Source organism: Geminicoccus sp., from assembly GCF_036263595.1.
GTDB lineage: Bacteria > Pseudomonadota > Alphaproteobacteria > Geminicoccales > Geminicoccaceae > Geminicoccus.
Map to the genome: position 1 here is coordinate 1 of NZ_DATAGQ010000003.1, position 2,427 is coordinate 2,427.

The following is a 2,427-nucleotide window of genomic DNA, read 5'->3' on the forward strand; positions in this document are numbered from 1 at the left end:
GGGAGTTGAACAAGGTCATCCAGGAGGACCCGGTCGAGATCGAGGGCTTCCCCGTGCCCCTGCCGCCGCTGATCACCGACATCCTGCTCTCGATGGACGACCGGTTCATGTATTTCTCGAACTGGCTGCACGGCGACCTGCGCCAGTATGACATCAGCGACCCGGCCAATCCGAAGCTGACGGGCCAGGTCTGGATCGGCGGCATGCTCGGCAAGGCGCCGGAGGTGAACGGGCGCAAGGTGGCGGGCGGGCCGCAGATGCTGCAGCTCTCGCTGGACGGCAAGCGCCTCTACTGCACGACCAGCCTGCTGTCCTCCTGGGACAACCAGTTCTATGCCGGGATGGACGAGCTGGGCTCCTGCATGCTGCAGATCGATTGCGACACGGACAAGGGCGGCCTGTCGATCAACAGGGACTTCTTCGTCGACTTCGGCGCCGAGCCACGAGGTCCGGCACGTGCGCACGAGATGCGCTACCCGGGCGGCGACTGCACGTCCGACATCTGGCTCTGAGCATCCGCACCGCGGTGCGCCGGTCGGGCAGCCTGCCCGATCAGCGCGCCGCGGCGCCCTTTCTCAAGGCGGCCAGATGCTGTCCGTCCGAGGCCAGATGCGCCCAGCGCGCATCCTCGTTGACGGAGTAGTAGGGCACGTAGTGGGGCGTGCGTTCCTGCGGCAGCAGCGCGTTCGTGAGGTTGTCCAGCACGAGCAGGTGGTCCTGCACCATGACGACCAGGACGGCGTGGGCGAGGTCGCGCGAGGTATCCTGGACGACCACCATCCGCATGTCGCTGGCCGGCACGCCCAGCTGGCGCAGCGAGCGGTACTTCAGGATCGCGTAGTCCTCGCAGTCGCCGGTGAGCCGAAGGAACTCCAAGGGCGAAGCCCAGTAGTCGCTCTTGCCCCACACGGCCATGTCCGGCTGGTACGGGATCCGGTTGACGAAGCGGTTGACGGCCTTGACCTGGTCCAGCCGGTCCAGCCCCTGCAGTTCGACCAGCAGGACCTGCCATCCGACGGCCGCCCTGGACGTGCAGGCGGGCCTGGCCTCGGCACAGGCGGCGTAGACGGGCTGTTCCGCCTCAATCTTTTCCAGCACCCGGCGCCATTGCGGCAGGGCCAGTTGCCGATCCGCCCGAACTTCAACGGTGTTGAAGACAGCCGGCAGGCCGGCGGCCAGCAAGGACTGGCTATATGCCAGCACGAGCCCGGTTGTCGCCAGGCTCAGGATGATGATGCGCCGCATCATCGCGCGCTCCGTCTTGCACGGGCCCTACATGAGCCCGTCGCATGTTCCTCGGAGCGCAAGATGCGGCGCCAATGATGAACGCAACGGTAACGCCCGGCGGCCTCGAGCGGCGCGCCATACAGCAGTACTCGGGAAGGTGGCGGACGGTCAGCCGGCCGGGGACCTGCGCCGCGCGAGCAGCCATGCGGCGCCATAGCCCACGGCCATGACCAGGGCGGCCGTGGCCATGGTCAAGGTGCCTACCGCCGGCACCTGCGGCGTATAGCCGGACTGGAGCTTGGCGCTGACCCATTCAGGGATCGTCTGGTCGGCGCCGGTCGCGAACATCGACAGGGGAAAGTTCGCCCAGGACAGCAGGAACGAGAACAGGAAGCCCGAGAAGATGCCCGGCGCCAGGATCGGCAGGGTGACTTCCTTGAGGACCTGCCAGCGGCTGGCCCCGAGATCGAACGCGGCCTCCTCCACGGCGGGATCGAAGGCATAGACCTGGATGGCGATCACCATCGTCGCGATCGGGGCGATCCAGACCAGATGAGCGAAGATGGCCGCTTCCCAGGTGGGCGTCACGCCGATGGCGGTGAACCAGAGCAGCAGGGCCAGGCCCAGCACCGCCTGCGGGAACAGGATCGGCAGGAGCAGGATCTTCTGGAAGGCCTTGCGGCCGCGCCAGTCGTAGCGGGCGAATGCCAGCGCGCCGAAGAAGGCCAGCAGTGTCGACACGACAGCCACGGCCAGCGCCAGCAGGAGGGAGATCCAGAAGAACCCGCGGATCGACAAAGACGAGAGGACGTCCTCGTAGGACTGGAGGCTGTAGGCGGGGATCGGAAAGCGGAAGAACTTCGAGCGCGAGAACGAGGCGAGCACGAGGGTCGCCATCGGCAGGTACATGAACAGGATCAGGACGGTGATCGCGGTGCCGTAGAACAGCCTGACCCGGCGGCTGATATCGTTCATCGCTCACTTCCGCCCGAAGATGGTGTCGAGGTCGATGCGCTTGAGCAGCGTCCAGGCAAGCCCGCCGGCCAGGATGATCATCAGGACGGACAAGGCGGATCCTTTCGGCCAGTTCTGCGCGAAGGTGAACTCCTTCTGGATGTCCTGCGCGATCATCACGACCGCCGTGCCGCCCAGGATCTTGGCTTCCGAGATGGCACCCGCTGCCAGGATGAAGGTCATCAG

At 66.3% G+C, this 2,427-nt stretch carries 3 protein-coding genes and 1 pseudogene; 1 reads left to right on the forward strand and 3 read right to left on the reverse strand.

What is annotated here, in order from left to right:
* Positions 1-512: selenium-binding protein SBP56-related protein (locus tag VHL31_RS00120; protein ID WP_329659168.1), on the forward strand; the 512-nt coding region annotated here is incomplete at its 5' end.
* A gap of 40 nt (positions 513-552) precedes the next feature.
* Here VHL31_RS00120 and VHL31_RS00125 read toward each other — a convergent pair.
* From VHL31_RS00125 to VHL31_RS00135, 3 genes and pseudogenes are all read right to left on the reverse strand, one after another.
* On the reverse strand, positions 553-1,248 hold the full coding sequence (locus VHL31_RS00125) for a transglutaminase-like cysteine peptidase (RefSeq protein WP_329659169.1): 696 nt from the start codon (positions 1,246-1,248) through the stop codon (positions 553-555).
* Between the two features lie 147 nt (positions 1,249-1,395).
* Positions 1,396-2,202, reverse strand: coding sequence for an ABC transporter permease (locus VHL31_RS00130; protein WP_329659170.1), 807 nt, complete (start codon positions 2,200-2,202; stop codon positions 1,396-1,398).
* Between the two features lie 3 nt (positions 2,203-2,205).
* Positions 2,206-2,427 (reverse strand): annotated as a pseudogene (locus VHL31_RS00135) (ABC transporter permease); the annotation flags it as partial.